Annotated in this window: 17 protein-coding genes and 1 tRNA gene; 6 read left to right on the forward strand and 12 right to left on the reverse strand. The window is 51.3% G+C overall.

From position 1 onward, the window contains the following. Nucleotides 1-6: 6 nt before the first annotated feature. Nucleotides 7-453 (reverse strand): YccF domain-containing protein, encoded by a 447-nt coding sequence (locus NA986_RS17710; protein ID WP_001261222.1) that lies wholly within the window; start codon nt 451-453, stop codon nt 7-9. A gap of 123 nt (nt 454-576) precedes the next feature. On the opposite strand from NA986_RS17710, the gene helD reads away from it, so the two are divergent. Continuing rightward, the gene (helD, locus tag NA986_RS17715; RefSeq protein ID WP_070793870.1) at nt 577-2,631 is read left to right on the forward strand and encodes a DNA helicase IV; all 2,055 of its coding nucleotides are present in this window, start codon (nt 577-579) and stop codon (nt 2,629-2,631) included. A 35-nt stretch (nt 2,632-2,666) separates the two neighbouring features. Here the strand turns inward: helD and mgsA are convergent, their stop codons facing one another. Then, the gene (gene mgsA / locus NA986_RS17720; protein WP_070793869.1) at nt 2,667-3,125 is read right to left on the reverse strand and encodes a methylglyoxal synthase; all 459 of its coding nucleotides are present in this window, start codon (nt 3,123-3,125) and stop codon (nt 2,667-2,669) included. A 94-nt stretch (nt 3,126-3,219) separates the two neighbouring features. Continuing rightward, nucleotides 3,220-3,882, reverse strand: a complete 663-nt coding sequence (locus tag NA986_RS17725; RefSeq protein ID WP_000847733.1) for a DUF2057 family protein — start codon at nt 3,880-3,882, stop codon at nt 3,220-3,222. Nucleotides 3,883-4,055: 173 nt separating this feature from the next. Here NA986_RS17725 and NA986_RS17730 point away from each other — a divergent pair, with 173 nt between their 5' ends. Next, the gene (locus NA986_RS17730; protein WP_001537782.1) at nt 4,056-4,469 is read left to right on the forward strand and encodes a CoA-binding protein; all 414 of its coding nucleotides are present in this window, start codon (nt 4,056-4,058) and stop codon (nt 4,467-4,469) included. A 44-nt stretch (nt 4,470-4,513) separates the two neighbouring features. On the opposite strand, the gene hspQ is transcribed toward NA986_RS17730, so the two are convergent. Beyond that, nucleotides 4,514-4,831: a heat shock protein HspQ gene (hspQ, locus tag NA986_RS17735; protein WP_000561983.1), complete on the reverse strand. Its 318-nt coding sequence runs from the start codon at nt 4,829-4,831 to the stop codon at nt 4,514-4,516. Nucleotides 4,832-4,888: 57 nt separating this feature from the next. Then, nucleotides 4,889-6,100 carry a 23S rRNA (cytosine(1962)-C(5))-methyltransferase RlmI gene (rlmI, locus tag NA986_RS17740; RefSeq protein WP_000140480.1) on the reverse strand — a complete coding sequence of 404 codons (1,212 nt, stop codon included), beginning with the start codon at nt 6,098-6,100 and terminating at the stop codon, nt 4,889-4,891. A 214-nt stretch (nt 6,101-6,314) separates the two neighbouring features. Between rlmI and NA986_RS17745 the strand changes: the two genes are divergently transcribed. The 3 genes from NA986_RS17745 to yccX are packed head-to-tail and all read left to right on the forward strand — an operon-like array spanning nt 6,315 to nt 7,998. Continuing rightward, the gene (locus NA986_RS17745) at nt 6,315-6,863 is read left to right on the forward strand and encodes a YbhB/YbcL family Raf kinase inhibitor-like protein (RefSeq protein ID WP_000859417.1); all 549 of its coding nucleotides are present in this window, start codon (nt 6,315-6,317) and stop codon (nt 6,861-6,863) included. 25 nt (nt 6,864-6,888) lie between these two features. Continuing rightward, a complete protein-coding gene (locus NA986_RS17750) occupies nt 6,889-7,668 on the forward strand; it encodes an AraC family transcriptional regulator (protein ID WP_023215819.1) in 780 nt (259 codons plus the stop codon). Nucleotides 7,669-7,716: 48 nt separating this feature from the next. Further along, a complete protein-coding gene (yccX, locus tag NA986_RS17755) occupies nt 7,717-7,998 on the forward strand; it encodes an acylphosphatase (protein ID WP_000072884.1) in 282 nt (93 codons plus the stop codon). On the opposite strand, the gene tusE is transcribed toward yccX, so the two are convergent. Next, entirely contained in the window at nt 7,995-8,324 is a 330-nt protein-coding gene (gene tusE / locus NA986_RS17760; protein WP_000904446.1) for a sulfurtransferase TusE, read from the reverse strand. The genes yccX and tusE overlap by 4 nt on opposite strands. Before the next feature lie 86 nt (nt 8,325-8,410). Then, nucleotides 8,411-9,070: an FtsH protease modulator YccA gene (yccA, locus tag NA986_RS17765; protein ID WP_000374046.1), complete on the reverse strand. Its 660-nt coding sequence runs from the start codon at nt 9,068-9,070 to the stop codon at nt 8,411-8,413. A gap of 394 nt (nt 9,071-9,464) precedes the next feature. Here yccA and NA986_RS17770 point away from each other — a divergent pair. Beyond that, nucleotides 9,465-9,552 (forward strand) — tRNA-Ser (locus NA986_RS17770). Nucleotides 9,553-9,657: 105 nt separating this feature from the next. On the opposite strand, the gene NA986_RS17775 is transcribed toward NA986_RS17770, so the two are convergent. From NA986_RS17775 to NA986_RS17795, 5 genes are all read right to left on the reverse strand, one after another. Then, entirely contained in the window at nt 9,658-10,677 is a 1,020-nt protein-coding gene (locus NA986_RS17775; protein ID WP_000533596.1) for a tyrosine-type recombinase/integrase, read from the reverse strand. Continuing rightward, the gene (locus tag NA986_RS17780) at nt 10,678-10,902 is read right to left on the reverse strand and encodes a DUF4224 domain-containing protein (protein WP_000196402.1); all 225 of its coding nucleotides are present in this window, start codon (nt 10,900-10,902) and stop codon (nt 10,678-10,680) included. A gap of 212 nt (nt 10,903-11,114) precedes the next feature. Continuing rightward, nucleotides 11,115-11,297, reverse strand: a complete 183-nt coding sequence (locus NA986_RS17785; protein WP_000916251.1) for a hypothetical protein — start codon at nt 11,295-11,297, stop codon at nt 11,115-11,117. Nucleotides 11,298-11,299: 2 nt separating this feature from the next. After that, nucleotides 11,300-11,854 carry a siphovirus Gp157 family protein gene (locus tag NA986_RS17790; RefSeq protein ID WP_000205292.1) on the reverse strand — a complete coding sequence of 185 codons (555 nt, stop codon included), beginning with the start codon at nt 11,852-11,854 and terminating at the stop codon, nt 11,300-11,302. Next, nucleotides 11,851-14,124, reverse strand: a complete 2,274-nt coding sequence (locus tag NA986_RS17795; protein WP_060646990.1) for a hypothetical protein — start codon at nt 14,122-14,124, stop codon at nt 11,851-11,853. Before NA986_RS17795 ends, NA986_RS17790 begins: the two co-directional genes overlap by 4 nt. Between the last annotated feature and the right edge of the window lie 4 nt (nt 14,125-14,128).

The following is a 14,128-nucleotide window of genomic DNA, read 5'->3' on the forward strand; positions in this document are numbered from 1 at the left end:
TCCCGATCATTCAAAACGGCGGCGCGCGTTAGCTTCTCGCGCGGCGCGAGCGGTTTCTACAGAGACGACGCGGCGACCGACAGGCCAAAGCGCAATCGCGGCAATTTTAAAGTTCGCAATACCGACAGGTATCCCGATGATAGTGACACACTGCGCGATACCGGAGGCAATGTGCATCAGGCATAGCCACCAGCCGAAAAAAAGTAACCAGAAAATATTCAGCAAGGTACCGCCAGTATTCATTAATACGCTTTTCGCCGCCGGATTAAGTTCGTCAACGTGAATGGCTTCATTACCGTAAGGGAACAGGGACAGTTTGGTTATCTCCCAGCAGGAGCGGGTCAACGGCAGGGTAAAAATAAGCACAATACTGACCAGCGTCGCCAGCAGCCAGGCCAGCGTAGTGGCAAAGCCGCCCAGTACAAAGTTTAAAATATTCAGAACGGTACGCATAAACCCTCAGTTCATTCCGGTTTTCTATCACTGCGGGCAATTGTAACGTTTTTTTAGACTGGAGCACGTTTTCTCTGGCGGTTACACTGATAGGCACATCTTTACGTCTGGATTCGCTGAGTCATGGAACTGAAAGCAACTTCTCTTGGAAAACGTCTGGCGCAACACCCGTATGATCGTGCCGTGATCCTCAACGCTGGGGTGAAAGTGTCTGGCGACAGGCATGAATATCTTATTCCATTCAATCAGTTATTGGCGATTCACTGTAAGCGTGGGCTGGTATGGGGCGAGCTGGAGTTTGTCCTGCCGGAGGATAAAGTCGTGCGTTTGCACGGTACCGAGTGGTCGGAAACCCAGCAATTCCATCGCTATCTGGACGCGCACTGGCGTCGCTGGAGCCAGGAGATGAGTGATGTCGCCGCGCAGGCATTACAAGAGCAATGGGCGCGTATTAGTGAGCGAACGGGCGAAAACCAATGGCTTACCCGTGAACGCGTTCGGGGGCTGGAACACGAAATTCGCCAGACGTTTGCCGCCTTGCCTCTGCCGGTCTCACGTCTGGAGGAGTTTGCTCACTGTCGCGAGATATGGCGTAAGTGTCTGGCCTGGTTACAGGATAGCGAGGGAAGTCGGCAGCAGCATAATCAGGCGTATGCTGATGCCATGCTGGAAGCGCATGCCGACTTTTTTACGCAGATAGAATCTTCTCCGCTTAATCCTTCCCAGGCCAGGGCGGTGGTTAACGGCGAATCATCGTTACTGGTACTGGCGGGCGCGGGAAGCGGTAAGACCTCGGTGCTGGTGGCGCGCGCGGGTTGGCTGTTGGCGCGCGGACAAGCAGATGCGGGGCAAATTCTTTTACTGGCGTTTGGTCGCAAGGCGGCAGAGGAGATGGATGAGCGTATCCGCGAGCGCTTACATACGGAAGAGATTACTGCCCGTACGTTCCATTCGCTGGCGCTGTATATTATTCAGCAAGGCAGTAAAAAAGCGCCGGTTATCAGTAAGCTGGAAAGTGACGCCACCGCGCGGCATCAGCTATTTCTGCGCACCTGGCGTCAGCAGTGTAGCGAGAAAAAAGCGCAGGCCAAAGGCTGGCGTCAGTGGCTGGAAGAGGAGATGCAGTGGGTAGTGCCGGAAGGTAATTTCTGGGACGATGAGACATTGCAGCGGCGTCTGGCCCCTCGCCTGGATCGTTGGGTCAGTTTGATGCGTATGCACGGCGGCGCGCAGGCAGAAATGATCGCTGGCGCGCCAGAGGAGTGCCGCGAGCTGTTTGGCAAACGCATTAAGCTGATGGCGCCGCTGCTAAAGGCCTGGAAAAGCGCGTTGAAAGCGGAAAATGCCGTTGATTTCTCCGGGCTGATCCATCAGGCAATGGTGATCCTCGAAAAAGGGCGTTTTATCAGCCCGTGGAAGCATATTCTGGTCGATGAATTTCAGGATATTTCCCCGCAACGGGCGGCGCTGTTAGAGGCGCTGCGCAAGCAGAATAGCCAGACTACGCTGTTTGCCGTTGGAGATGACTGGCAGGCGATTTACCGTTTTAGCGGGGCGCAGCTCTCCTTAACGACGGCGTTTCATCAGACGTTCGGCGAGGGCGAGCATTGCCACCTGGACACCACGTACCGCTTTAACAGTCGGATTGGCGATATTGCCAATCGCTTTGTACAGCAGAATCCGTACCAGCTTAAAAAACCGTTAAATAGTCTGACCCCAGGCGATAAAAAAGCGGTGACGTTATTGGATGAAAGCCAGTTGGACGCGTTACTGGATAAATTATCCGGCTATGCGAAGGAAGATGAACGTATCCTGGTGCTGGCGCGCTATCATCATCTGAAACCCGCGAGTCTACAAAAAGCGGCGACTCGCTGGCCGAAGTTACAGATAGACTTCATGACTATCCATGCCAGCAAAGGCCAACAGGCCGATTACGTGATTCTTGTCGGATTGCAGGAGGGTAACGACGGTTTCCCCGCCCCGGCGCGAGAATCCATTATGGAAAGTGCGCTTCTTCCTCAGGTTGAGGATTTTCCGGACGCTGAAGAGCGGCGTTTGTTATATGTGGCGTTGACGCGCGCGCGCGCGCGGGTCTGGCTGCTTTTCAATAAAGATAATCCCTCGCGCTTTGTGGAGGCGCTTAAACAGCTGGATGTGCCGGTGGCGAGGAAGCCCTAAAGCGCGGGCGGTACAGCATCCCGCCCGCGTAGCGGTTATTTCAGGCGCTCGGCCAGATAACGCGCATAATCCGGAATAAGAATATCTACAGCGTCATTAAAATGCGGGGACTGGATGATAAAGTCCGCCGTTGAGACGTTAGTGGCGACAGGGATATTCCATACGGTGGCCAGACGCAGTAGCGCTTTGACATCGGGGTCGTGCGGTACCGCGTTAAGCGGGTCCCAGAAGAAAATCAACACGTCGATTTTCCCTTCTGAAATGAGTGCGCCAACCTGCTGGTCGCCGCCCATCGGGCCGCTCAGCATCGCATTAACGTCCATACCGGTTGCGCGCTGGATCAGATTCCCCGTGGTGCCGGTTGCATAAAGAACGTGTTCTTCCAGCAACGGCTGATGGCGTTCCACCCAGTTCATTAACATCTGTTTGCAGTGGTCGTGAGCAACCAACGCGATATGTTTGCGCGTCGGCAAGGTGCGAGTCGTCAGTTCCATAATTCGATTCCGTAGTTAACCTGTCTACAGATTACTGGAAGCGCTTGATGCTGCAAGAGAAAGACAAAAAAATTGCGCGCTGGGACAACTCATATCAAGAGGGCGGCTGTTTTTCCGCCCATTGCAGAAAATGATTGCGTGTCTGCGGGTCGGCCAGTCGGAACCAATATTTCAGCCGCTGTTCTGTCAGAGTTTGTGATTGCGGCGGTACGGTATCAAGCTCTGAGACGTCGGAAAGTAATGTGCTGTCGTCTGCCATCATCGTGGCGAACTGAGGAAGCGAGGCGCGTTTCGCCGATTTATTATAACGCTCGGTCTCTATTTCATAATCGACCACTTTAGCCGTAGAAGTAATGGCCAGAATATCGAGTTTTACCGGAATGGGCATGGCGTCGCCATCCAAAAGCGCCAGACGCGGCGCCGCGTTAAAATGCGAGGCTTCGCGCTCGTTTTCCAGCCGCGGGAGCTGGAAATTGACCTGACTTATCAGTTGGGTATCGAAACTTATCACCAGCGGCGGAGAAATATAAAGCCGCTCTTCATTACCGGGCAGGCGGATGGTTTTTTCCACCCGGAAAACGAGTTGATGCGGCCCGTTTTCCAGTTCAATGCTCTCTGCGCCGCGTAATAAAGAGCTGGACACCTTTTTGCCGTCCAGCACCAGCAGATCAACCTCATTCGACAAACGGAGCGTTGTGGCAAAAACAGTCACCGGCAAACAGAGAGCAAGGAAGGTGGTTAGCGCGCCGGTTTTCATAAGGTTCTCCTGTCCAAAGGCCGTCTGGCTAATAATGTATCGAAATTTTTCTTAGATCATGTTTACTAACATATAGACATATTTTGGCGTTTTGCTCTCATACATCGGTATGGGATGAATGGTTGCTATGTCAGGTTTGTCGTACACTTTGCAAAACAGCCAGGAGAAAGATGATGAAAGAGACCGATATTGCTGATGTTTTGACGTCCACTCGCACTATCGCGTTGGTAGGTGCGAGCGATAAACCCGATCGTCCAAGTTATCGGGTAATGAAATACCTGCTTGAACAGGGCTACCATGTGATTCCGGTTGCGCCAAAAGTCGCGGGTAAGACATTGCTGGGGCAACAGGGGTATGCCACGCTGGCGGACATTCCCGAAAAAGTCGATATGGTGGATGTTTTTCGCAACTCTGAAGCTGCATGGGGCGTCGCGCAGGAAGCTATCGCCATCGGCGCAAAAACGCTGTGGCTACAGCTTGGCGTGATCAACGAACAGGCGGCGGTACTGGCGCGGGATGCAGGCATGACCGTGGTGATGGATCGCTGCCCGGCGATTGAGATCCCTCGCCTGGGGCTGGCGAAATAAAAGTTTAAATGGCCGGATATCGCTCTCCGGCCTTTTAAATACAATCAGTTACGTAGTCGCGGCGCCTGAAGCTGCTTGCGAATGGTACGCGCCAGTTCATCCATCGATGGCTGTTCTGGATGCTCGTCCCGCATTTCGCTTCGCAACTGGGCCTCGGCCAGATAAGTATGCACTGGCTGACCATCATCATCTTCCATTACCACGTGGTACCACGGAGCGGCGCGAAGTTCGTCGTTAACCGCCAGTTCATCAGGCGACGGCTCATCAAGCGAATATTCCGGGTCGATATCGACGACCACTCCGAGGTAACCTAACAGGGAATGGCGGACCTGTTGGCCGATACCGAATTTGCTGGCTATCATAGTCACCTCCCGGGAAATAGATACCCTTTATATGAGGATACTATTCCACTTTTCAAGTTACATGACGCGACAGGCAAACCCTTTCAGATACAGCCCTTCCGGGTAGGTGGCGATCACCGGGTGATCGGCGGCCTGACGGAACTGCTCTATAAATTGTACATCACGACCGGCATCTATTGCGGCATCGGCAATGATTTTCTGAAATAAATCGCTGGTCATCAGTCCGGAGCAAGAGAATGTCAGCAGTATGCCGCCCGGATTGAGCAGTTGAATCGCTAACATGTTAATGTCTTTATAGCCCCGGCAGGCACCCATTAACTGGCTTTTATTTTCGACGAATTTGGGCGGGTCCATGATGATGACGTCGAATTTTTCGCCGTGTTCACGGTAAGCGCGCAGCAACTTAAACACGTCATCGCGCACGAATTCGGCTTTGCTCAAGTCCAGTTGGTTCAGTTCAACGTTTTGCCTGGCGATATCCAGCGCATCCTGTGAGGTATCCACGCTGACAACCTGGCGACAACCGCCCATTAACGCCGACACGGCAAAACCGCCGGTATAAGAGAAGCAGTTCAGTACCCGCTGATTTTCCACGTAGCGGCGCGTCGCCAGACGACTGTCGCGCTGATCAAGATAATAACCGGTTTTGTGGCCGCCCTGGATATCGACCAGCAATTTCATACCGTGTTCTTCAATTGGCAGAAGCGCAGGCGGCAGTTCGCCAGTGACCGGGCCTTGCGTCAGCGCCATCCCTTCTTTTTTCCGCACGGCGACGTCGCTGCGATCGTAAATAGCGCAATCCGGATAGCATGTTTGCAGCGCGCTAATTAATGCGGCGCGTTGATATTCGGCCCCGGCGCTGAGCAGTTGCAGCACCAAAAAATGGCCAAAACGATCGATAGTGACGCCAGGCAGGCCATCGGATTCACCGGCGATCAGACGATAGCTATCCAGGCCGTCTTTTTTCGCCAGCCAGTCGCGCCACTGCTGCGCCTGGCGCAGGCGGCGGGTGAAAAACGCAATATCAATGGATTCTGCTTTATCAAATGTCCAGACGCGCGCGCGGATCTGGGATGCTGGCGACCAGGCGCCGCGTGCTAACCACTTTCCCTGATGGTCGACGATATCGATAGTTTCACCGAGGTTGGCTTTGCCTTCCAGGCGGGAGACAGCGCCGGAAAAGACCCATGGGTGGCGGCGGAGTAAAGATTTTTCTCGCCCTTTGCTGAGGACTAAACGGGGATATTGCGGAAATGTAGATTCAGTCATGCGGAGTAACCTCTCACAAACAGTGACGCGAGCCGGATGATAGCTCCAGCCAGGGACCGTGAAAACGAAATGGCGCGTAGGGTAGCACAGATGAGAGAGGCAATCACCAGCGTATGGCGGTGAGCGTTTCTGCACAAAATAGAATCGTAAAGGCACAGTTTCTTCAGCGGGCGCTTTTTATAGTGTTATTTCTTTATATGAAGAAGGAAATACAATGAAAACAGTCTTCTCTTTGACCGCAGCCGCAATGATGGCATTGAGTGGCGGCGTATCTGCCGCGTCGGCGTTTAGCCTCAGTAGCGCGGATATTCCGGCGGATTTTCGTTTAACGCAACAGCATGTCTTTAAAGGATTTGGTTGTAGCGGAGAAAATATTTCGCCGCAGCTGAGCTGGCGCAATCCGCCTGCCGGAACCAAAAGCTACGCTATTACCGTCTTCGATCCTGATGCGCCCACCGGAAGCGGCTGGTGGCACTGGACGATGGTGAATATTCCTGCGCAGATTCACGACCTGCCGACGGGGGCTGATAAAAAAACGTTACCCGCTGGAGTGGTGCAGGGACGGAATGATTTCGGTTATGCTGGCTTTGGCGGCGCCTGTCCGCCGCCGGGCGATAAGCCTCATCGCTATCAGTTTACTGTGTGGGCGCTGAATACGGCAACACTGCCGCTCGACAGTGAGTCGAGTGGCGCGTTGGTAGGGTTTATGCTTAACGCGCATGTGATTGCGAAAGCACAATTCACGGCCACATACGGAAGATAAAATAGAGGACGGCACGGTGCAGGAGATGCATATTCGACATCAGGATCTTACGACGGCAGAGGTGCGTTCCAGTCATCTGCACCGTTTGCATCGTGTTACGCTTTTTTCCGCCGCTATCTGCCATATTACGCAGGGCAGTAAAGTCATCATTCAGGATGATAGCCGCCTTGTCGCCGGGTCGGGCGAGTTGATTATTATTCCGGCGAACACGCCGCTGGAGATTATTAATCAGCCTGCGCAGAACGGTTTTCGCTCCGACCTGTTGTTACTTTCACCGGAGATTATTGCTCGCTTTAAAACGATGTACGTTCAGGATTATCCACCGGCAAACCTGACATCGCTGTGTACGCCGATGAGCCGTAGCCTGACATTTATGTGGGAGAACGTGTTGGATGCTGTGCGCCAGGGGTTGCCCGTTGGGCTACAGGAACATCAGGCGATGGGGTTACTGTTAGCGCTTTTGCATGATGGCGCGGCAGGACCGCTGCTTATTGAACGGCGTTACACCCTCACGGAGCAGGTGCGGCAACTGATTATGCTCTCGCCTGCTAAGCTATGGACAGCCCAGGAGATAGCCCGCCGTCTTGCTATGGGAACATCGACGCTGCGTCGGCGTTTGCAGCGCGAATCGCAGAGTTATCGACAAATTGTTGAAGAGGTGCGCATGTCCTGCGCGCTTTCTCAACTGCAATCGACGACGCTGCCGATCGGCGAAATAGCGCTACGGTGCGGCTACCTGTCGGGGTCGCGGTTTACGGCCAGATTCCGCCAACATTATGGGTGTCTGCCCAGTCAGGTACGTTAAGTATGTCCTGTATGAGCCTCCACCACTGATTATGAAAGGAGAACCATCATGTCGAACGTCTGCATTATCGCCTGGGTTTATGGTCGCGTTCAGGGAGTCGGGTTTCGCTATACCACGCAGCATGAGGCGCAGCGGCTGGGGTTAACCGGCTATGCGAAGAATATGGATGACGGAAGCGTAGAAGTGGTGGCCTGTGGCGACGCGGCGCAGGTGGAAAAACTCATCAAGTGGCTGAAAGAGGGCGGGCCGCGCTCTGCTCGTGTGGACAAAATCCTCACTGAACCGCACAGCCCTCGCGAGACGCTAACAGGCTTTAGTATTCGGTATTAAATACACTTTACCGGTTTGGGCAGACCGGCGATTTTGGTCGCTTGCTTTGCCGGGCCTTTCGGGAACAGACGATACAGATAGCGGCTGTTGCCTTTTTCTTCGCCGAACTTATTCGCCATCGCCTTTACCAGCATTCGGATGGCGGGAGAGGTATTAAACTCCAGGTAAAATTCGCGCACGAAGCGCACGACTTCCCAGTGTTCCGCAGAGAGCTCAATGCCTTCATTGGCGGCGATAGCGACTGCCAGCGCTTCACTCCACTGCGTCGTCTCTTTCAGATAGCCTTCGCTATCAGTACTGATTTCTTTACCTTCAAAGATCAACATAACGTTTCACTGCGTAATCAACACGGACGGCAGTGTAGCAAAAAATAAAGCCCTGCATAAGCAGGGCTGGAAGAGGGGAATGTCGATTAGTCGCGGCTGGCGAAGCCCAGAATGCTGAGCAGGCTGACAAAGATGTTGTACAGCGAAACGTACAGGCTGACGGTCGCACGAATATAGTTGGTTTCACCGCCGTGAATGATGTTACTGGTTTCATACAGGATAGCGCCCGAGGAAATCAGGATAAACACCGCGCTAATCGCCAGGTGCAATGCAGGCAGTTGCAGGAAAATATTCGCCACCATACCAATCAGCACGACGACGATCCCGGCCATTAACATACCGCCCAGGAAAGACATATCCTTACGGGTGGTTAGAACGTAAGCGGAGCAGCAGAAAAATACTAACGCGGTACCACCCAGCGCCAGGCCAATGACATCGCCCATGCCTGCTGACAGATAGGCGTTAAGAATCGGGCCCAGGATATAGCCGAGGAAGCCGGTAAACGCAAAAGCAGACAGGATACCGACCGGCTTATTGGCGGTTTTATAGGTCAGGAACATCAGCCCATACATACCGACCAGGGTCAGAATCAGGCCGGGGGAGGGCAGCATCAGTACCGTACTGGCTGTCGCGGTAATTGCGGAGAAAGCCAGCGTCAGGCTCAACAGAAAATAGGTGTTGCGCAGTACTTTGTGCGTACTCAGTAGCGAGCTACGATCACGCGATGATGTAATGATACGATCCATTAGTCACTCTCTTATGACAGATGTAATTAATAAAGGAGAATAATAAAAACAGTCACTGTCACCCAGTGGTTTTACCCATCTTTACGCATTCGTTTACGTTTAGTTTCCTTAAGAGATTTCAGGTGATTACCGTCGTTAAAACGGTCTTCTCATGCCTGGCGCTACGCCATAAAACAGGCGGCAGCGCCAACCACGCGTTACCGATAAAAAATTGATAATCACAGCGGTAAAACAGTGGGGACGAACAACACGTATTAAGCCCTTTTTTGTGTTGAAGAAATGGTCAATGTGCCGCTATTTCAGGCAATTAACGAAATTTTGCCTGTTTTTCACGCAAACGAACACATTCGGTCTTTACATGACGCACCGGGATGTTTATAGTGCGCCTCATTCCGGAAGTGTGGCCGAGCGGTTGAAGGCACCGGTCTTGAAAACCGGCGACCCGAAAGGGTTCCAGAGTTCGAATCTCTGCGCTTCCGCCAGATTAAACAAGGGGTTAGCAATAAGCTAGCCCCTTCGTTTTTGAGGCGAAGAATAAAAAAAGAATATTCTCAGAGAATATCGTATTTTTCCATTTGAATAAAAATTCACTTTTCCCCAATAACCGGACGATCCAGTGTCGGGCTGATTTGTACCTTCCTGTCGTAGATAAGCACCTGGCTTTCTGTTTTGTGGCCGCTGAAAATCTGCTTATCCCTGCTACTACCCTCAAAATCTGAAATAGCTTTTGCCTTGATATCGTGGAATGTGTAATCCAGTTGTCGGCCCAGTTCACTTTGTGCGGCGCGTACAGCTTTTAACCAGCGATTATTGAACGTCTTGCGGATGAACTGACCACGATCGTTGTTGTAGAGAACCAGCGCGTCAGGTGACAGTTTTGGACATTCTGTCTGTGCTGTTTTCAGCGCTTGCTGAAGGCGGGGAGTCCAGACCTTAATCTGTTTTTTTCCGGTCTTTCCTTGCTGGATAAAAATCCCCTTATCAGAAATTTGCATCCAGCGCAGAGCGAGTACGTCAGCTTGCCTGGCGGCGCACAGGTAAGAAATTTCCATTGCAGCCCTGACAACGTGATCAGCATGCTTATAAATAGCCAGGTAGTCTTCGTCAGTGATGTATTGCTCGCGAGCCTTGAGAGAGAATTTACTGACGCCGGCACACGGATTTCCCTTAACGTAACCGCGTTCATACCCCCAGCGGTAAACACGTGACATGCTGCTCATTTCCTGGTTGGCCTGGTTTTTACTTTGCAGTCCACGACGATCCATAAACTGACGCACATCTTCTGGCTTTATTACATCAGCTTTAACTTTACCAAACACGGCAAGCAATTTTTTCTGATGTTGCAAATAATCCCGCTGGGTTCGTATTGCAAGCTCGGTGTAGTAGGCGCTTTTAAGAAACATCTTCCAGAGCTTTTCGAACGTCATTACATCTGAGTAATTGCGCCGTTCTTCCTCGTACCGTTTCCATAATGCCGACATAGTGAGAGTGATTGGCCCCAGTGTCACAGTTTCCCGCGACGTGGGTTTGTAGTAGTAACGGGTTCTGGTTTTTGATACGCGTGGGGGGAGCTTGACATCGCCCAGATCTTTTCTTCTGCGCCCCATTTAAATTGCTCCGAAATCGGGTTTTGTTTCTGTAGCTTGCTGCACGGTGATCTGTCCGTTCAGTACAGCGTTGATATGAGTCCAGGTTACCATGGGGCGCCCCTCCCGATCGGGAATGTAAGAAACGCCGCCACGGTCCAGTATTTCCCGTTGTTTGGATGGTTTCTGATAACCGGTAAATTCAATAAGTTCAGCGTCTGTTAGCAGATCGTTTTCTCTGGTCATGTTGGTCTTTCCTCATCATCCGGTACACAGCGTCGTCAGCATCACTGCAGGCGCGTTCGATGTCTGACTGGGTTAGTGTCTTCTTTCGTACGCTTGCCGATAACCGGCCAATCTTTATATCGAAATCTGTGAGTAAGGTAGCTCCGGGTTGCCATCGCAGCATTGCGGTCTCCTGTAAATAGTGAGACCACAATGCTAGCGGTGGTGGCGGTTTATTTCTGATTACGCTTAATCAGGTTTTCGGGGAGGAATGCGCCTTTCTCGCGCGTAACCTTTACGTTTTTTGGCAGGTGCATACCCAGTTCACAACGGCTGCGTGCTTCAATAATTCCGTTACTACCGTCCGCGAATACGACGTGGACGGCATCGCCGCGTTTAAGTGATAGTTTCAGCATTGTTAGCGTACCTGTAGTGAGCGTTCGCCGATCACAAGATGGGCGCCCGGTACCGGATTTAACAGTTCGGCAGGTACTTCTCCACCGTCAGCAGTGATTTGCGCTGCGGCAGCTTCCGCAGCTTCGATCGCTTCTTTGATGGCTTTTTTGTCCGGGGCGATAATCGTCTGAACAGTAACCAGTTCGTCTGGCAGTAGCTTCTCGTTATCGATGACAACACTGATGCTACCTTTTCTGGCGGAAAAGGTATTTTTAGACGTCTTGAGCTTATCCAGATTAGCGGCCATCAGGCACGACAGAATATATTTACGTAATGTTTTATCTTTATTTTCGAAATGCTTTTTACGTTCCGCCAGACGCTTTATTTCTTCATCGCAGGTTTTGGCATGACCGAGATTATTGCGGGCAATTACCATGATAGCATCCAGCTTATCAGCGAGTTCACCTTCAATGCTTTCCAGCGTATCGGCGATCATTTCTGGAGTAAGCTCATCAGAGCTTTCCAGCAATTGCAACAGACTGGTATAGTCAGCAGCTAACGCGATTGCAGTAGTCATTCTGCTTTCTCCAGTGCTTTGTTCAGTTCGGCGATACGTTCATCTTTAATGGTTGTCAGCCGCCGCAGACGCCCACCTAAGTAACGCGCGTGCTGTGTATCACCTTTCGCTTCTGCATCCTTGCGATGCACTTCCGCTTCGCGGGCAATCGATGAATAGACTTTGTTGATCTCGTTTTCTGATACAGCAGATGCAATGGTGTTAGCGACTCGGGTTAGTTTGTCGTCCAGTTCCTGGCGGACGCGGGCTGCATCCTCAGCGTTTTCACTGGCATTTTTCAGCGCGAATTCAGCTTTATTTTTCTGTCGATACTCCGGGTTGTCGTACAGGCCCATGAAAATATCAGCGCAGAAACCAAGCGCAGACAGTGCTTTTTTGGTTGCGTCAGTCAGTGATTTTTTTGTTGCTTCACCATCACAAATAGGGCCATATTTGCTGCCGTAAATATATGGGGTACACCCGAAAGAAATCTCCTCACCGCGTACACTATTGCGGATGTACCAAAGTCTGATTTTGATAACGTGATGTTTTTCTGTCAGGACGCCGCCGACACCGTCGGGGATAAGTTCCCACGTGTTGTTACCGTCAGTGCCTTTGACTGTGCGAGTAATTGGCGCGCCATTGTCAAAGCGCTCTTCCAGAATATCGACACCCCAGCCGATACCTTTTGGACCAAATTCGCGTGTAGCGATCATGGTCATGTAGGTACCATTGATTGAGGTTCCGCCTCCGTTCACAGAGAACGCAGTAGTAAAACGCTCATCTGTTTTGAACACGTTTTTCCACAATTCCAGGTTATCGCGTTCAGCAGACTGCATTTCGTTGATGCTCTGAACCAGTTCAGAGGCCTGCGGGAACTGCTCTTCACGTTTAATGCGCTCGACAAGTTGATCCACATCCTGAACGATATTTTTTACTTTATCGCTCAGCTTTTCTTCCTGCTGGATAGCTTCGTCCCGGTTCGTTGCATAAACACCATAACCCATGCTATTCAGCGTTTCACGGGCTTGTGTTGCCTGATCATCTGTAACAGTTCCTTGTTCGGTTACTTCCTGTTTTTTACATTCATTTGAGGCGGCTTCAGACATCAGATTATCAACAGAGAACATTCCATTGCCGAGGTTTGATACCTGTGGTTGGGTATCGGTTTTAACCCATTTCGGATCGTTAGGGTCACTGATGCCTTCGACATATTCGCCACGCGCTGCCGCAAGCAATTTGCCAGTCCTCTCCGCATCGGGTTCAGGACATTCGAACTGACCATGCTCAGTCAGCCATGAATCAATATGGCGCCGCAGAGACTCTGGGAAATGGTAAGTATCTTTAGCTGGCGTGTTCTGTATAACGCCAAAAATACTCGGTCGGTCATATTTGAGGATCTTCTCAGTGGTACGCAGGGCCATTGACCAGCGTTTAAAATCCTCCCGGTCTTCTGCAATGATTTTTTCTGCATCGCGAAGATTTCCTGAAAGCACCGGTGCGTCAGGAGATATAGGCAGCAGGGCGACGGCGATCTCCTGGTCCAGTGTTGCGTAAGTGTGTTTATAACCACGTAGGGGGGCCACTTTAGGACTCTCTATATTATCGCTGGTGTTAAGGGAAGATGTCTTACTTGGTACCATTTCTTCACGCTTACCCGGATTCTCCAGCCAGCGTTTGATAAATTGAGAAATAGCAGCCTTGCCCGGTGTCTGGTCTTCAAATTTAGCTAAGATGGCCTGAATAAGATTGTTTAACCCTTCAACATGCATATGACGAACGGGCTCGTTATTGTGCAGTGCATGAAGGATATTTGAATTAATCCGATCGTCATCATCAAAGGGTTCAGTGTTATTTTCCAGATTATCGAGATAGTCCAGAACCTGAGAATAAAGCACGCCATCTATGGGAGAATTGCTGAACATGAGGACGGCAGCGAACCGTTCCCGGGCTGGCAGCTTCATCAGATCGATGATTTCATCACTGCTTGGTAAACCTGGAACGCTGGTGTCTGGTTTGTTGGCGATCCATTTTTCCCCGTCAAAAGTGTTCGCCTGAGCAAATTGTTCATCAAATTTTCCAACTTCCGGACGAGGCTGATCCTCCGAGTCTTCCCAGATTTTGGGCTTAAAATAGTTGTCGCCGTTTGCCGGGTAGTGTTCCCAGAGTTTGCCAATGACGATACTTTCAGCGACTTTTTTATTTGGTGCTTCGATGCTGATTGCCAGCGCAACAGCACCATCTTTAATAGCCGATTTCTTCGGCTCGAACAGACAGTTGTAAATTGTCATGGTC

The sequence above is a fragment of the Salmonella sp. NW177 genome (assembly GCF_051811585.1).
GTDB classification, from domain to species: domain Bacteria; phylum Pseudomonadota; class Gammaproteobacteria; order Enterobacterales; family Enterobacteriaceae; genus Salmonella; species Salmonella enterica.